Genomic DNA, 1,042 nt, shown 5'->3' on the forward strand with positions numbered 1-1,042 from the left:
AATGCTCCAGCCCTTCCCATCCGATGGTCGAGGTGCCGAGGAGCGCCAGCGACGAGCCTCGAGACCCCTTGTGTCAACGGGATTCCGGGCCACGGTGGCACGCGCACCTCGATCATCGGGTGGGGTTTCGCTATGGAGTTCTCAAACAACAGATGCGGTCCCGGCCAGGCCGGGTGCGGGGAATCAAGCAGTAGGGCAGATCAGGCTGCGGTGTCGTCGAGTCGCATGGTCCGCCGGTGATACGACGGTATCGGTCGTCGTTTCGGGTCGATGCTGGCGGGTGGGATCAGCCAGGGGTGTCGGTCGAAGCCCATGATGATGTCCCATCCGTGGTGGTGCACATCGCCGTGGCAGCTGGTGCAGAGTAGGCAGCCGTTGTCGAGGTCGGTGGGCCCACCCTGACTCCAATGCGCGAGGTGGTGTCCTTGGCAGCGTCCGGCGTGGGCGCCGCATTTGATGCACCCACGATCACGCACGAGTAGTGCTTTGCGTTGTCCGGGGGTGAAGAATCGTTTCGCCTCGCCAACGCTGAGCGGTACACCGTTGGGATCGAGCATGATTTTCGTGATCGTGGTGTCACACGACAACATTCGGGCGGTGGCTTCGGTGATGGCACCCATGTTCTGCAACTCGCCGCCGAGTGCCGGGTTGTCCGCCGACCAGGTCCACAACAACCCGTTGGTCGGTTTCGCTGAGAAGGTGGTGTCGGCCAAGCCTTGTGCCGCCAACTCCACGATGGTTTCGAACGCAGCGGCGCGGATCTGCTCGGGCGTTCGGGGAGCGGTCGGGTTGGGGTGTTGGCGCCGACAGCGCTTCCATCAGAGTTCTGGTCTTCTCCCCGGCGATGATGTCGAGGTTCGCCGAGATCTCCAGTCGTCCGTCGTCGGTGATGTGGTCGGTGTAGCTGTTGATCGTCTTGTCTTCGGCGGCCGGTGACCCGCCCGGTGTTTCGGCCGCCAGCTCGTTCTCCAGCTGCTGCGAGTAGAGGTTGATCTCGGCGGGGGGGAATCCGGCGAAGTAGTGCGACAAGAGTTTCCGGAGG

At 63.3% G+C, this 1,042-nt stretch carries 1 pseudogene; it reads right to left on the minus strand.

The features are described 5' to 3' along the window. Nucleotides 1–200: 200 nt before the first annotated feature. A pseudogene (locus B1964_RS27860) lies at nt 201–1,042 on the minus strand (DUF222 domain-containing protein); the annotation flags it as partial.

This window comes from Gordonia sp. i37, from assembly GCF_002043085.1.
Taxonomy (GTDB): Bacteria; Actinomycetota; Actinomycetes; order Mycobacteriales; family Mycobacteriaceae; genus Gordonia; species Gordonia polyisoprenivorans.